A 14,374-nucleotide genomic window follows, 5' to 3' on the forward strand; every position below is an offset into this window, starting at 1 on the left:
GGTTGCCGCCTCTGGAAACCGCCGGATGGTCGCTTTTCTTCGCCGTCCTGATTGTCGGCCTGTATGCCAACATCTACGGACTGCCGGGGACCGTGCTCATCTTTATCGACGTCCTGGTCTACGCTTCGGTTACAGGCTTCTGCACGATCGGAAAGGCATTGCTTGTTTCCCTTCTTGCCATCGCTCTCCTGGCTGAGGGCCTGGAGCTGATTCTTTATGCCGCCGGCGCGTCCCGCTTCTCCGTCTCGAAAAAGGGTATCGCCGTTTCGGTCCTCGGCAGCGTGGCCGGGGCGCTCCTGTTGACCCGTTATCTCTACGGTCTGGGAACCCTGGCTGGAATCTTTCTCGGCGGGTTCCTGGGGATTCTGCTCATGGAGCTGATGCACCAGATGCAGCTGAGGCCCTCCATGCGCAGGACGAAAGGCTCGATTCTGGGACGGTCCGCAGGGACTCTGACAAAGGGGGGGCTGGCCCTGTCGATGATGGTCCTGGCTCTGATGAGCATTTACTCCTAGAAAACCCAAGGATATCTCTATGGCAAAAAGGAAATCAAAATTTCGGGAATACGCCGAGGCCATTGTTATTGCCCTGATCATCGCCTTCTTCATCCGGACCTTCGTGATCCAGGCGTATAAAATCCCCTCCGGATCGATGAAACCGACCCTTCTGGTGGGCGATCATATCCTCGTCAACAAATTTCTCTACGGGATCAAGGTCCCCCACTTCCGCAACACCATCTTCCCCATCAATGAACCGCAGAGGGGGGACGTCGTGGTTTTCATTTATCCGGAAGACCGGAGCAAAGACTTCATCAAGCGGGTGATTGCCGTCAGCGGTGACACGGTGGAAATCCGCAACAAGAAGATTTACCTCAACGGAAAGCTTTATAAGGACGGCAAGGGGGTTTATGTCGATTCGTTCATCCTTCCAGGGTCTCTTCAGCCCCGGGACAATTTCGGACCCGTGACCGTTCCCCCCTCCTCCCTCTTCGTGATGGGTGACAATCGGGATCAGAGCTATGACAGCCGCTTCTGGGGATTCGTAGACCTGAAGGACGTTCTCGGAAAAGCCATCGTCATCTACTGGTCATGGGACCGGGAAAATCGCGGCGTGCGCTGGGATCGGCTGGGTGATCTTCTCCATTAGGGAGGCCGCTTTCAGAGGACGGCAGCCAGCACCGTGGCCAGGGACAGAACAATCAGCACGGCAACGGTCAGCCAGGAAATGAGATTCATGACGGTTCCGTTGGTGTGCTCCCCCATGATTTTCCTGTCGTTGACAAGCAGGAGGATGAAGATCAGGATCACGGGAAGCAGAAGCCCGTTGACCACCTGGGTATAGTACATGATGGGAATCAACGGAACATTCGGCAACAGGATAATCCCCGCCCCCAGGATGATCATGATGGAATAGAGCCCGTAGAACTGCGGCGCTTCGAGAAACTTGCGGTTCAGGCTCGATTCCCAGCCAAAGGCTTCGCAGATCGTGTAGGCCGTGGACAACGGCAGGATGGAGGCGGCAAACAGCGAGGCGTTCAAAAGGCCGAAGGCAAACAGACCGGAACAGTAAGTTCCTGCCATCGGCTTCAAAGCCAGGGCCGCGTCCTTGGCCGTTTCGACCCGGATCCCCGCCTGGTAGAGCGTGATGGCGCAGAGCATGATGATGAAGAAGGCCACCACGTTGACCATCACGGAACCGACCACCACATCCAGGCGGGTATAGGGGTAGTCCTCGACCTGCAGCCCCTTGTCGACCACGGAAGACTGGAGATAGAACTGCATCCAGGGCGCAATGGTCGTCCCCACGATACCCACCGCCATGGTCAGATATCCGGCGTCGAAACGCAGAGAAGGCGTCACGGTCGCACGTCCGATTTCTCCCCAGTCGGGGTTTGCCGTGAAGCCGGAAATGATGTACGAAAAGTAGAAGACGCAGGCGGTGAGAAAAACCTTTTCCACGGACTTGTAGCTGCCCTTAACCACCAGCCACCAGACAAAAACGGCACCGAAGGTTACCGACAGATATTTGCTCAAGCCGAAGATCTCCATGCTGGCCGCCAAACCGGCAAACTCGGCAACCGTATTGCCCAGGTTGGTCAGAAAAAGGACAATCATGAGATAGAAGGTGATTCTGGCACCGAATCGCTCGCGGATGAGGTCGGACAGCCCTTTTCCGGAAACAACGCCCATCCGGGCGCCCATCTCCTGAATGATGACAAGGGCGACCGTTATGGGAATCAGAAGCCACAGGAGGGAAAGGCCGTAATGGGCTCCGGCCAGGGAGTAGGTCGTGATTCCGCCTGCATCGTTGTCCACGTTGGAGGTGATGATCCCCGGCCCGACAAAGGCAAGCAGAACTCCGAGAGACTTCCAGAATCTCTTCGAGGAAATGGCGTGGAATCGATCGCGGATTGATCCGAGAAAACCGTCACCGGGCATAGGTGGCCACCATCGTCTTTCATCGCCTTATTTCCCCAGTCTTGGTGCAACCACTTCGAGCAGATCCTTGAACATGATGACCCCCTGCAGCCTCATCTGATCATCCACCACCGGGATGGCCATGATGCCGTACTTGGCAAAATCGCTGGCAATCGAATCTTTGTCCTCATCAAGCTCGACCGTGACGACCCGTCGGAACATCAGGTCTGAAAGGCAGGTCTCCGGCAGGGCGACCAGCAGCTCTCTGAGACTCAAAAGCCCCAGGAGGTGCTCCTCTTCATCGACAACATACAGGTAATAGACAAAATCCAGATCTTCGGCCTCCCGGTGGACCACCTGAAGGGCCTCCATAACCGTCGTCTGCGGCAGGAAGCTCAGGTAGGCCGTCGTCATGAGCCCCCCGGCCGTTTCCTCAGGGTGGGCAAGAAGCTCCTTGACATCATCGGCAATGTCCTGCTCCATGGCCTCGAGAATGTCTTCCGCCTTGTCCCTGGGAAGATCCGCCAGCAGGTCCGCCGCATCACTCAGGGACATTTCCTCGATAATATCGCTGGCCTGTTCAACGTCCATATTCTCGATCAGGGTGACCTGGATCTTCGGATCCGTTTCCTCCAGCGTTTCCGCCGCGGTTTCCACATCCAGGGACTGGAAAACCGCCGTGCGCTGGCGGATATCGAGCTCTTCGATAATGTCGGCGATATCCGCCGGGTGAAGCTGGGCTAACCGGCTTTCTGCAACGTTCAGGCGCAGAAGGCCCGGTGAAGACAGCGGCTGGACAAACTGCCAGGAGATGAACTGATCGGGCAGGTCGTATTCAAAAAGCCCCTTCAGGAGATAATCCGTCACCTTTTCCAGGCCGACCCGCCGCATGAGGCCCCGAAAGCCCACATCCACATGGATCAGGTAAAGGCCTCCCCGGGCCATGAGGAACTGGAGATCATTGACTCGCCGCACCTTGGCGCCATTGGTGTCAACAATCTGCTTATCCAGGAGGCTTTCCTTCAGCCAGATCTCCTCCGCCTCCGTCCCCCCTTCCCAGGAGGTGTCCGCTTCCCGGGTGTCAACCACGAAGCATCCGTTCACTTCGACAAGATTCCGCCAGGGCATGATCACCGGCGTCCCGCGGTGGTCCGGCTTCACCAGGACACCGCTTACGGAGGGATAAGGTTCACCAAGAGGGACCACCACATCAAGGATCTGGCCCAGGGGCCGCCCCTTGACATCAATCATTTTTTTCCTCAGGATCTGGCTCAAAAACAAAAAAACCTGAGGTTCGTATTCAGCCGCCATACATTTTCCCTCCAGGTGCAGTGCGTATAACATTATTGACCGGTAAAAAAAAGATTTTTCCCCCGGACGGCCTTCCCTTTTATGGCATCCTGAAAACGGCGGTCTTAACTCTCCGAAATCACATTGCGGCTTGACAGAACAGGAATATTCTACTAGAAGCATCTCCAATAGGAACAGTGAGCATGAGGCAAGGAATGACCCTGGTAACAATCGGCTTTCATACAGAGAGACCAGCCTTCTCAATTTACGGGAAGGTTTTTTTTTGCCGAACGATAGTCGTTACAGAAACACTGCGGGAAATCCCGGTCTTCGGCTTTTTTCTATGATGCGGCAGCAGAAATCCAGGAAAGGAATCCGGGAAAATGCAAAAGAAACTGGTCATGGATGCAGCGGAGATCGACCGATCGCTGACTCGCATCGCCTATGAGATCCTCGAAAAGAATAAGGGCGTAACCGATCTGGTTCTAGTGGGCATTCGGACGGGAGGCGTTTTTCTCGCAGAACGTCTACAGAAAAAAATCTTCGACATTGAAGGGGTTAAAGTCCCTTCGTGCATCCTGGATATCACGATGTACCGTGACGATCTGCTTTCAGCTCACAGGAAGCCCAGGATCATGAAGACGGAGATCCCCTTCAGCCTCGATAAGAAGAAGGCCATCCTCGTTGACGACGTTCTCTTCACGGGAAGGACCATCCGGGCCGCCATGGATGCCCTCATCGATTTTGGACGCCCTCAATCGATCCAGCTTGCCGTCCTGATCGACCGCGGGCATCGTGAACTTCCCATAAGGGCTGATTTCGTCGGGGCGAATCTTCCCTCTTTCCTCTGGGAGGAAATCAGCGTCAACCTGATTGAGAAGAACGGTCGTGATGAAGTGGTCGTCGAGGACAGCAACTAGAGGAAATGCCGGCAGAAAATAAACCCGTTCGTCTATGGAAATCAGGAGTTGTGCCATGAAGTGGGAACGTAAGGATCTTCTGGGGATCAAGGACCTATCCGGGGAGGAAATATCCCTGATTCTCGACACGGCGGAGTCTTTTCTCGAGGTATCCACGCGTGACATCAAAAAGGTGCCGACTCTCCGCGGTAAAACGATCATCAATTTTTTTGTCGAGGCCAGTACCCGGACCCGCACCTCCTTTGAAATCGCCGGCAAGCGCCTGAGCGCCGACACCATCAATATCTCGGCCTCCACGAGCAGTCTGGTCAAGGGGGAAACCCTGGCGGATACAGCAAGGAACCTCGAAGCCATGAATCCGGACGTGATCGTGATCCGCCACAGCTGCGCCGGAGCGCCTCACATGCTGGCCCGGCTGGTCAGACAGTCCATCATCAATGCCGGCGACGGTGCCCATGAGCACCCCACCCAGGCGCTGCTCGACATGATGACGATACGGAGCCGCAAGGGCACCCTCTCCGGGTTGAACGTGACCATCGTCGGCGACATCGCCCACAGCCGCGTCGCCCGTTCCAACATCTACGGATTGAACAAAATGGGGGCCCATCTGACTGTGGCAGGCCCCGCCACCATGATGCCGAGGGACATCCGGGAACTGGGGGTCAAGGTATCCTTTCGCCTGGAGGAGGCCCTTCAAGACGCGGATGTGGTCATGATGCTCCGGATTCAGACGGAGCGGGAACAGCGGAGCGTCTTTCCCTCCCTTCGGGAATATTCCGCGTTTTACTGCCTGAACGGGGACAACATCCAACGGGCCAGACCGGATGTCCTGGTCATGCACCCTGGTCCCGTCAATCGCGGCGTGGAGATCTCTCCCGAAATAGCCGACGGGGCGAACTCCGTCATTCTGGAACAGGTCACCAACGGGGTCGCCGTCCGGATGGCCCTTCTTTATCTTCTGACAGGAGCCATAGAATGAGCATACTGCTGAAAGGAGGCAGAGTCGTCGACCCCTCCCGGAATCTCGATGGTGTGAAAGATATCCTCATCGAGGAAGGAAAGATTGCCGCCATCGCGGATTCCATGGACGACACCACAGGAGAAACACGCGTTGTGCACCTTGCGGGCAAAGTCGTTCTGCCCGGCCTTGTGGACATGCACACCCATCTGCGGGAACCCGGGTATGAATACAAGGAAACCATCCGCTCAGGCAGCGAAGCGGCTGCGGCCGGGGGATTTACTTCAATCGCCTGCATGCCGAACACCGACCCCGTCAACGACAGCCGGGCCGTGACGGAATACATCGTGAAGCGGGCCGGGGAGTGCAACCTTGTCCATGTCTATCCCGTAGCCGCCATCTCCCTCAAGTCCGAGGGAAGGACCCTTGCAGAATTCGGCGATTTGAAAGAGGCCGGCGCGGTCGCCTTTTCCGACGACGGAAAGCCCGTCGTGGACAGCGGCCTCATGAGACGGGCCCTGGAATATGCCTCTTCGCTGGGCCTGGTGATTATCCCCCACTGCGAAGATCTTTCGCTGTCTGCCGGCGGCCTCATGAACGAGGGGCGGATCTCCACGGAGCTGGGGCTTCCCGGCATCCCCACTCTGGCCGAAGAGGTGATGATCGCCCGCGACCTTCTTCTCGCCGAATATACCGGGGCGGCCCTGCACATCTCCCATGTGAGCTCCGCCGGATCCGTACGGATGATCCGCGACGCCAAAGCACGGGGAATCCCGGTCACGGCGGAAACAGCGCCCCACTATTTCACCCTGACGGACGAAGCCCTTCGGGATTTTGACCCCTCCTTCAAGGTCAATCCCCCCCTGAGGAGCCCCCTGGATCGGAAGGCCATCCGGGAAGGACTGCGGGACGGCACCCTCGATGTGATCGCCACGGACCATGCGCCCCATGCCGCCACCGACAAGGAGGTGGAATTTGAATATGCCGCCAGCGGCATCTCCGGCCTTGAAACGGCGCTTGCCCTGAGCCTCAGGCTCGTCGATGACGGGCTTTTGACCCTTTCGGAACTGGTCCGGAAGATGAGCACCAATCCGGCCAAGATCCTGAACATCCCGGGGGGAGCGCTCCTTCCGGGAGCCGACGCGGACATTACGGTCTTCGATCCCGACAGGAGCTGGATCGTCGACCCCCTCAGCTGGCGTTCAAAAGGGAAAAATTCCCCCTTCTTCGGCTGGACGCTAAAGGGGAAAGTGCTCATGACCCTGGTGAAAGGGAGAGTCGTTTATTCGGAAGATTAGGAGGCGGCCCGCCCGAAGCCGGCAGCGTCCTCTTTGAATGTTCAGACATGAATGCTCGAGCCACTCACAAAACCGAGGGAATCGTTCTGAAGGCGCTGAACTACGGCGACTCGGATCTGATTGTGACCTTCTACACCCGGGATTTCGGAAAGCTGACCGCCATCGCCAAGGGGGCGAGAAACAGCCGTAAACGGTTTGTCAATGTTCTTGAGCCCTTCTGCTGTTCCTCCCTCCTTTTCGCCCGGAAGCAGCGGGATCAGCTGGCCTGGCTGGAAAGCTGCCACCGGCTCAATGAATATCCTCAAATCCGCAAATCCCTGGACCGAACCCTTCTTGCCTCGTATCTCATCGATCTCGTCGATCATTTCTCTTCAGAGGAGAAAACGGATCCGGAACTCTTCCTGCATCTGCAGACCTTTCTGTCGCTTATTGAAGAGGGGGACACCTCGGAACGACTTCTGCGCTTCTTCGAGATCCGTCACCTGAAGCTTTCCGGTTTCGCACCGGCGCTTGACCGCTGCATCCTGTGCAACTCGCCCCTGGATTCGCGGCAGCAGTACGTGTTCAGCATCGCCCAGGGCGGCCTGCATTGCCGGTCCTGCTTTTCCAAATCGCCGGATTCCAACATCCTGCCGGTTTCCCTCGGCACCATCAAGACCCTCCTTCTCGGGAAGGAAATCGAAGCGGGAAAGATGAAGCGGATCCTGTTCTCGGGGCAGACCGCCCGGGAAAGCAAGTCGCTCCTCTCCCTCTTTATCGGCCATATCCTCGGAAAGGAGCTGAAGTCCCTCAAGGTTCTTGACGAAATCCAGTCAATGGGCGTGTAAACCCGGTCCCGGATCACACGTGACCGCCGGAGGCAAAGCGCGGCAGCACGCCGGCGCCCGGAGAGGCAGGCCAGGGGTCCGATCCGGTCGCCGAAGGAGAACGTTCCCGGCGGCGGAATCGGGTAGCGCGGCTTTTTCGTGTTGACACGAAGACCTCATCATGTTAGGTAGCCGCCGGAACTTCTTAAAAATAATGGGAATATGCAATAAAGCACAGGAGGCACAAGGTGACTTTTCAGGAACTGATCTTTGCCCTTGAACACTATTGGGCGAATCAGGGCTGCGTGATTCAGCAGCCCTACGATATCGAAGTGGGTGCAGGGACCTTCAATCCCGCCACCTTCCTGCGGGCCCTGGGTCCGGAACCCTGGAATGTGGCCTACGTGGAGCCGTCCCGCCGGCCGACGGACGGCCGTTACGGCGAAAACCCGAACCGCCTGCAGCACTACTACCAGTATCAGGTCATCATGAAGCCCTCGCCCCTGAACATCCAGGATCTCTACCTGGACTCTCTCCGTAGCTTCGGCATCGATCCGCTGGATCATGACATCCGCTTTGTGGAAGACGATTGGGAATCACCCACCGTTGGGGCCTGGGGCCTGGGCTGGGAAGTCTGGCTGGACGGCATGGAGATCTCCCAGTTCACCTATTTCCAGCAGGTGGGCGGCATCGATGTGAAGCCCGTCTGCGCTGAGCTGACCTACGGCATTGAACGCATCGCCATGTATATCCAGGGGATCGACAATGTCTATGATCTACAATGGAGTGAGAACATCAAATATGGAGATGTTCATCACCAGGGCGAAGTGGAATTCTCCACCTACAACTTCGAAATTGCCGACGTGGACATGCTGAGAAAACTCTTCGATGCCTATGAAGCGGAAGCCATCCGGACGGCGGAGAAGGACCTGGTTCTTCCCGCTTACGACTACTGCCTCAAATGCTCGCACACCTTCAACCTCCTCAACGCCCGCGGAGCGATCAGTGTGGCCGAACGGACCAGCTACATCGGAAGAGTCCGAAACCTGGCCAGGCTTTCCGCCGAAGGATACATCCGTCAGCGGGAGCGCATGGGATTTCCCCTGCTGAACAGAGCAGAAGCCTAGAGCCGGGGTCTGGTTTCGAAGAAATCCAACACGACGCTTTTTGAAAAGCAATCCATAACGATGAAAAGATGGGAGAGTCAGATGAGCAACGAACTGCTGCTGGAGATAGGGACGGAGGAAATTCCTGCCGCCTTTATTCCCAAGGCGCTGAACGACATGAGTTCACTGATCCGCAAAGCGCTGACCGATGAACGGATTTCATACGGAACGATCCGGACCTTCGGAACCCCCCGACGGCTCTGTCTGGCCGTGGCCGATGTGGCCGAGAGGCAGGAGGATCAGCTGATTGAAAAGCTCGGCCCCGCGAAAAGGGTCTCCTTTGATTCCCAGGGAAATCCCACCAAGGCGGCCCTGGGCTTTGCAAAGGGGCAGGGCGTCGACATCTCAGAAGTCGGCACCCTGTCGACCGACAAGGGGGAATACCTCTGCATCCGCAAACACATTTCCGGCCAGGACAGCGCTTCCCTGCTTCCGGAAATCCTATCCAGGCTGGTGGCGTCTCTTTCCTTCAAAAAGTCCATGCGGTGGGGAGACCTGGACTTCCGTTTCGCCCGCCCGATCCACTGGATTCTTGCCCTGTACGGCGGCGCCGTGGTCCCCTTCCGGATTGAAACCATTGAGAGCGGAAACCTGTCCCGGGGGCACCGGTTCATGAAGCCCGAGGCATTCCCCGTCTCCAACCTGTCCGAATATCTCGAAGGGACACGGGACCATTTTGTAATGGTCGATCCCGGGGAGCGCAAGCGGATCATTCTCGAGGAGGCGCGCAAAGCCGCAGCCGCCGTATCCGGCCGCATCCTGGAAAACGGCGATCTGCTGGAAACGGTGACGTACCTCGTGGAGTACCCCACCGTTGTCTGCGGCAGCTTTGACCGGAAATACCTGGACCTTCCCGGGGAGGTCCTGACCACCTCCATGATGTCCCATCAGAAATATTTCCCCGTCGTCGATTCGGCGGGTCAGCTGCTGCCCTATTTCATCACGGTCAACAATACCCTGGCCCGGGACCCCGCCGTTGTAAAGCGGGGGAATGAAAAAGTCATCCGGGCGAGGTTGTCCGATGCCCAGTTCTTCTTTGAGGAAGATCAGAAAACGCCCCTTGAGGACCGCGTCGAGGGGCTCCAGCAGGTCGTCTTCCACACACTGCTGGGGACTTCCTACGAAAAGGTTCAGCGCTTTCGAAAACTTGCGGCCTATATCGCCGAGCGCATCGGCCCCTCTCTGAAAGACCGGGTGGATCGCGCATCCCTGCTGGCCAAGGCCGACCTGGACACCCAGATGGTTGGCGAATTTTCAGAACTTCAGGGGATCATGGGCCGAGAGTACGCCCTGCTGGCCGGTGAAGATCCCGCCGTGGCCAAGGCGATCTACGAGCATTACCTCCCGGTCACCGCCGGAGGAAATCTTCCTGAAACCCATGAAGGCGCCATCGTCAGCATAGCGGACAAAATGGACACCATTGCCGGGTTCTTCGGCGTCCGCCTGGTTCCCACCGGCACGGCGGATCCCTATGCCCTGCGCCGCCAGGCGCTGGGCATCATCAACATCATCCTTGAAAAGCGGTATCCCCTTATGCTGGAGGACCTGGTGAGTACAAGCCTGGCCATCCTGGATGGAAAGATGACGCGCCCGGCGGAAGAAACGGCGAAGGATGTCCTGGAGTTCTTCCGGGGGCGGCTCGAAAATATGCTGATTTCCCAGGGTCACCCCCAGGACGTCGTCAGCGCCGTTCTTGCCGCGGGATTCTCCGACCTCGTTCAGGTCATCCAGAAGATTGAAGCCATGGAAACCTTCAAAACGCATCCCGCTTACGAACCGCTGGCAATCGCCTTCAAGCGGGCCGGAAACATCCTGAAGGAATTCGGAAAGGGCCGCATCGAACCGTCACTGTTCAACCTGGAAGAGGAGATCCTGCTGCATTCGACCTTTATTGAAACCCGCGATAAAGTTCTCCAGGCTTTGCAGAAGGAGGATTATCCTGCCGCACTTCTGGAACTCGCCGCCCTGCGCGAGCCGATCGACCGGTTCTTCGGATCAGTGATGGTCATGGTGGAGGAGGAAGCCATCCGCTTCAATCGGCTGTCGCTTCTGGAGGCTCTTTTTTCCCTCTTCCGCCGCATTGCCGACTTCTCGAAAATCGTGACGGCATCCTGAAAAAAATCGGGGCGCGTCGAACGGTTTTCCTTCAACGCGCCCCGGTGCATCCTACCTCTTCACCACCAGGACCGGGCGGACGGCCTTGCGGATCACCGCTTCGGAGACCGACCCCAGCAGCATTTCCTCTACGTTGCTTCTGCCGTGAGACCCGATCACGATCAGGGAAACGTCCTCTTCCTGCGCTGTTTTGAGAATTGTCTTAAAGGGATTCCCCTTTACGATCTTCAACCTGGCCTCCAGCCCTCTTTCCCTCAATTCTTCCAGAATCTTGTTGCCCCTCTCATCGGCGGCCTTCCTCAGTTCGTTCTCAATGGCTGCAAAGTCAATGGCAATTTCGTGTGACGTCAGAACGAGGGACCTTTCGTCAATCACATGAAGGACGATGGCCTCTTTTGCGCCTGCGTCCTTGAGCTGCTTGACGTAACGAACGGCTTTCATGGATACATCAGAAAAATCGGTGGGGTACAATATGCGCTCAAACATGATCTTCTCCTCCTTTTTTGATGGCAATGACAACCTTTCTTCAGACGCCCTCTGCGCCTCCTCCTTAACGCTTGATCACCAGAACCGGCTGGACAGCTTTACGGATCACCTTTTCAGAAACGGAGCCCAGCAGCATTTCCTCCAGGTTGCTTTTTCCGTGAGATCCGATCACGATGAGGGAAGCCTTTTCCTCCTGCGCTGTTCTGAGAATTTCCAGAAAAGGAACTCCATTTTTTACAATGAACTTGGCGGAGAGCCCCCCTTCCCGTAACTGCTCCACAATTTTATTGCACTCCTCGTCGGCAATCCGTCTCAGCTCATCCTGCAAGGCAATAAAATCGATGCCGCTCAGAACATCCGGCGCCAGCAGAGTCCTTTCATCGATTACATGCAGAACCGTAACCTCTCTTGTGCCCGCGTCCTTCAACTGTTTGACATAATTTACGGCTTTCATCGACACATCGGAAAAATCAGTGGGGTACAGAATGCGATCAAACATGGCCTTCCCTCCTTTTTTGTGTGACGTTATCGCGTTCATCGTTTCTGCCCGATATCCTGCCGCCGTCCTCAACGCTTCCGCCCTGCCTTCAAAAAATCACCCAAAGCTTCTCTTGTTCCAGACCCGGGTATTTTAAAATGGTCACAACGAAAAACGGCAACCTGCTTTTCCGCTCCCTCAATAAAGGGATCTCTTCAGTCCCTGATGCTCCACCCCGAGAGCATGGCAGAATCTTCCGGAAAAGAGGGAACAGGATCAATGGCCAAGGCCGCCGGGCGAAGAGGAAATCAACGCGCTTTTTGATCTCCGCCAAAACGTCCGGAAGGGGCTTCACAGGCATAAAGGACTGAAATACTATATCATTTTATACGCTTCTTCTTCGTGAAATTCAAGGCGATATTGCCGGGGGAGGATCTTGGGCGGGTCGGCGTCGTGGCAAAGGAGCGCCTTGACCTGTCTGTCTTGGCCTTCCATCTTGACCGTTCCGTGTCATGGAATCAAAAACAGGGCTTCCGGAAATGTTCATTCCGCTTTCGGTGATTCTGCAGCCGGCTTGCAAACAGACGGATTTTTATCCGAAATGGGCAGCGATGGAACCATTGCGGCCGAGGAGGGGGTGCTTTCCGCCCAATACCCGGAGAACCAACGGGCTAAAAGAGAAAAACGGCAACGGCGACGACGGTGGTGTGCCCCCCGTTCTTGACGATGCTGGACTGGGTGATGTTTCTCGTGCCGACGATCTTTCCGCTGATCTTAAAGATTTCTTTTTTGTCATCCCAGCTTTCATCGATGTTGAAGTCAATCCCGAGGGTGGAGGCCAGCATGGCCGCGGCAAGATCCTCCGCGTGATCGCCTGCCTGGCGTTCCGTCTGGCCGAAGGCATGATATTCACTGATATAACCATAGGTATTGCGGTCGGCGGGAATGGCGCAGCCCACGGAAGCGGCCAGCAGGCGTCTGGGCTCGTCACTGTTGCAGCGGCTCATGACACAGTAGGTGATCGCCCCCGGCTTCAGCTCCCTTAACCCCATCCCCCGGGAAACAACCTTGCAGCCGGGAGGCAGGATGCTTGACACCTGAACGAGATTGCACTTTTCAATGCCGGCATCCCGCAGGGCCAATTCGAAGGAGTGCAGCTCTTCCCGGTGCGTCCCGACACCTTTGGTAAAAAATATTTTTTTCGGCACAAGGCTGTTCACGTTGATCCACTCCTTACCGTACTGTTTTCCTGAGCCCCGCCAGGGGCACATTCTGCGATGGGTCAACATGCCCCCGCAGCCGTTCCCCGGGTTCCTAACCAAATCCGTGGGCGGACTAACACATCATTAACGATATGTCCAGCATTATGTTATTTTCGTGGAAATAAATTATTAGTTTATATTTTCAAACAGTTGCAATAGCTCATCCCTTCCCGGCTTCATCACCGAAGAAGCGGATTTCAAAAATTCCGTCCTCGTAATACAGGTAGGAAAAATGACGGATCCAGTCCCCCAGGGTGATGGAATATCCTCTGCGGCTCCCGATGGAATACTCCTTCATCAGGGGCTGGTGGCAATGTCCAAGAATCACGGCGTCAAAGCCCTGCCGGATTTTACGTTCGGCATAGCCGTGCAGAATCTCCGTGAGCCTTTCTTCGGAGAATCGGACGGACTGTTTGCTTGCCGCTGAACTGGCGCCGGCTATCTTCCAGAGCAGGGGCAGCGGCAGGAGGCGCTGGAGCCGGTAGGCCGGGGAACTCCGCAACAGTTTCCGGAGGCGCAGGTATTTCAGGTTCTCCCGATCCACCGTGTCGCCATGTGAAAAAAGGACCCTGCAGTCATCCAGCATCAATGTGCCCCATTCGGGAAAGACTTCCATGCCCAGCAGTCTTGTAAAATAATCGGCCAGGAAAAAGTCGTGGTTTCCTTCTGCGAAATGGACGCGAATTCCCCGATCGCGGATTGCCGTCAACGCCTTTATGACGGGTACGAATTCAGGGTAAACCCTCCCGCCCCGGCAAAACCAGAAATCAAAAAAATCCCCACCGATATAGAGATCGTCCACGGGGATCAGCGGATGGCTCCCCGATGAGGTCTCCAGGGGATGCTCACTATGGACGGTGGAAACCAGATTATCCAGAAACACCATCAGTTTCCGATAATGATCATCATGGCTGCTTTTCAGATGCGCATCAGCAATAAAGAGGGCTTTCATGAATGCCGAAGGTTCCTTCCGCCTGGTGCGTTTTCGATTGTTGAGCCTCTGGGGTGCCGGAGGGGCTTTTCATTAGCATAAAGGATCACCTGGAAAAAGGTGATTTTTTTTCAGGCTCTGGAAGCAGATGTGGGCTGATGGCGAAGTTTCGGGAAGAGTCGGTTTTGCTGTCTGCGGGAGCCCCTGCTGCAGGACAGTCAGGGGAGCCCTGCCGCATGAGCGCACC

General features: G+C 56.2%; 14 protein-coding genes. 8 read left to right on the forward strand and 6 right to left on the reverse strand.

Annotated features, from left to right (window positions below):
• The first annotated feature begins 2 nt into the window (after nucleotides 1–2).
• Together AB3175_RS04545 and lepB are read left to right on the forward strand one after the other, a co-directional pair.
• Nucleotides 3–515 carry a DUF456 domain-containing protein gene (locus AB3175_RS04545; RefSeq protein WP_367359768.1) on the forward strand — a complete coding sequence of 171 codons (513 nt, stop codon included), beginning with the start codon at nucleotides 3–5 and terminating at the stop codon, nucleotides 513–515.
• 19 nt (nucleotides 516–534) lie between these two features.
• Nucleotides 535–1,146 carry a signal peptidase I gene (gene lepB, locus AB3175_RS04550; protein WP_367359769.1) on the forward strand — a complete coding sequence of 204 codons (612 nt, stop codon included), beginning with the start codon at nucleotides 535–537 and terminating at the stop codon, nucleotides 1,144–1,146.
• A gap of 11 nt (nucleotides 1,147–1,157) precedes the next feature.
• Here the strand turns inward: lepB and AB3175_RS04555 are convergent, their stop codons facing one another.
• The gene (locus tag AB3175_RS04555; RefSeq protein ID WP_367359770.1) at nucleotides 1,158–2,438 is read right to left on the reverse strand and encodes an Nramp family divalent metal transporter; all 1,281 of its coding nucleotides are present in this window, start codon (nucleotides 2,436–2,438) and stop codon (nucleotides 1,158–1,160) included.
• Between the two features lie 27 nt (nucleotides 2,439–2,465).
• Nucleotides 2,466–3,668, reverse strand: coding sequence for a CBS domain-containing protein (locus tag AB3175_RS04560; protein ID WP_367359771.1), 1,203 nt, complete (start codon nucleotides 3,666–3,668; stop codon nucleotides 2,466–2,468).
• A gap of 422 nt (nucleotides 3,669–4,090) precedes the next feature.
• On the opposite strand from AB3175_RS04560, the gene pyrR reads away from it, so the two are divergent.
• The 6 genes from pyrR (at nucleotide 4,091) to glyS (ending at nucleotide 10,970) form a co-directional block, all read left to right on the forward strand.
• Nucleotides 4,091–4,627, forward strand: coding sequence for a bifunctional pyr operon transcriptional regulator/uracil phosphoribosyltransferase PyrR (gene pyrR, locus AB3175_RS04565; RefSeq protein ID WP_367359772.1), 537 nt, complete (start codon nucleotides 4,091–4,093; stop codon nucleotides 4,625–4,627).
• Between the two features lie 55 nt (nucleotides 4,628–4,682).
• Nucleotides 4,683–5,606 (forward strand): aspartate carbamoyltransferase catalytic subunit, encoded by a 924-nt coding sequence (locus AB3175_RS04570; protein WP_367359773.1) that lies wholly within the window; start codon nucleotides 4,683–4,685, stop codon nucleotides 5,604–5,606.
• Nucleotides 5,603–6,883, forward strand: coding sequence for a dihydroorotase (locus AB3175_RS04575; protein WP_367359774.1), 1,281 nt, complete (start codon nucleotides 5,603–5,605; stop codon nucleotides 6,881–6,883). Before AB3175_RS04570 ends, AB3175_RS04575 begins: the two co-directional genes overlap by 4 nt.
• Before the next feature lie 47 nt (nucleotides 6,884–6,930).
• On the forward strand, nucleotides 6,931–7,710 hold the full coding sequence (gene recO, locus AB3175_RS04580) for a DNA repair protein RecO (RefSeq protein ID WP_367359775.1): 780 nt from the start codon (nucleotides 6,931–6,933) through the stop codon (nucleotides 7,708–7,710).
• Between the two features lie 227 nt (nucleotides 7,711–7,937).
• A complete protein-coding gene (glyQ, locus tag AB3175_RS04585) occupies nucleotides 7,938–8,816 on the forward strand; it encodes a glycine--tRNA ligase subunit alpha (protein ID WP_367359776.1) in 879 nt (292 codons plus the stop codon).
• An 81-nt stretch (nucleotides 8,817–8,897) separates the two neighbouring features.
• Nucleotides 8,898–10,970, forward strand: a complete 2,073-nt coding sequence (gene glyS, locus AB3175_RS04590; RefSeq protein ID WP_367359777.1) for a glycine--tRNA ligase subunit beta — start codon at nucleotides 8,898–8,900, stop codon at nucleotides 10,968–10,970.
• A gap of 51 nt (nucleotides 10,971–11,021) precedes the next feature.
• Here the strand turns inward: glyS and AB3175_RS04595 are convergent, their stop codons facing one another.
• The 4 genes from AB3175_RS04595 to AB3175_RS04610 form a co-directional block, all read right to left on the reverse strand.
• Nucleotides 11,022–11,456 carry a universal stress protein gene (locus tag AB3175_RS04595; protein ID WP_367359778.1) on the reverse strand — a complete coding sequence of 145 codons (435 nt, stop codon included), beginning with the start codon at nucleotides 11,454–11,456 and terminating at the stop codon, nucleotides 11,022–11,024.
• A gap of 64 nt (nucleotides 11,457–11,520) precedes the next feature.
• A complete protein-coding gene (locus AB3175_RS04600; RefSeq protein WP_367359779.1) occupies nucleotides 11,521–11,955 on the reverse strand; it encodes a universal stress protein in 435 nt (144 codons plus the stop codon).
• A gap of 650 nt (nucleotides 11,956–12,605) precedes the next feature.
• Complete coding sequence (locus AB3175_RS04605) at nucleotides 12,606–13,205, reverse strand: pyruvoyl-dependent arginine decarboxylase (protein WP_367359965.1); 600 nt, start codon at nucleotides 13,203–13,205, stop codon at nucleotides 12,606–12,608.
• Nucleotides 13,206–13,356: 151 nt separating this feature from the next.
• A complete protein-coding gene (locus AB3175_RS04610) occupies nucleotides 13,357–14,148 on the reverse strand; it encodes a UDP-2,3-diacylglucosamine diphosphatase (RefSeq protein ID WP_367359780.1) in 792 nt (263 codons plus the stop codon).
• Between the last annotated feature and the right edge of the window lie 226 nt (nucleotides 14,149–14,374).

It is taken from the genome of Syntrophus sp. (in: bacteria), assembly GCF_040768185.1.
Taxonomy (GTDB): Bacteria; Desulfobacterota; Syntrophia; order Syntrophales; family Syntrophaceae; genus Syntrophus; species Syntrophus buswellii.

Bases quoted from the DNA above. Each gene is read 5' to 3' on its own strand.
- AB3175_RS04560 (WP_367359771.1), bottom strand. From the start codon at position 3,668: ATGATTGATGTCAAGGGGCGGCCCCTGGGCCAGATCCTTGATGTGGTG.
- AB3175_RS04605 (WP_367359965.1), bottom strand. From the start codon at position 13,205: ATGTGCCCCTGGCGGGGCTCAGGAAAACAGTACGGTAAGGAGTGGATC.
- AB3175_RS04575 (WP_367359774.1), top strand. From the start codon at position 5,603: ATGAGCATACTGCTGAAAGGAGGCAGAGTCGTCGACCCCTCCCGGAAT.
- glyS (WP_367359777.1), top strand. From the start codon at position 8,898: ATGAGCAACGAACTGCTGCTGGAGATAGGGACGGAGGAAATTCCTGCC.
- lepB (WP_367359769.1), top strand. From the start codon at position 535: ATGGCAAAAAGGAAATCAAAATTTCGGGAATACGCCGAGGCCATTGTT.
- AB3175_RS04555 (WP_367359770.1), bottom strand. From the start codon at position 2,438: ATGCCCGGTGACGGTTTTCTCGGATCAATCCGCGATCGATTCCACGCC.
- recO (WP_367359775.1), top strand. From the start codon at position 6,931: ATGAATGCTCGAGCCACTCACAAAACCGAGGGAATCGTTCTGAAGGCG.
- pyrR (WP_367359772.1), top strand. From the start codon at position 4,091: ATGCAAAAGAAACTGGTCATGGATGCAGCGGAGATCGACCGATCGCTG.
- AB3175_RS04610 (WP_367359780.1), bottom strand. From the start codon at position 14,148: ATGAAAGCCCTCTTTATTGCTGATGCGCATCTGAAAAGCAGCCATGAT.
- AB3175_RS04595 (WP_367359778.1), bottom strand. From the start codon at position 11,456: ATGTTTGAGCGCATATTGTACCCCACCGATTTTTCTGATGTATCCATG.
- AB3175_RS04570 (WP_367359773.1), top strand. From the start codon at position 4,683: ATGAAGTGGGAACGTAAGGATCTTCTGGGGATCAAGGACCTATCCGGG.
- AB3175_RS04600 (WP_367359779.1), bottom strand. From the start codon at position 11,955: ATGTTTGATCGCATTCTGTACCCCACTGATTTTTCCGATGTGTCGATG.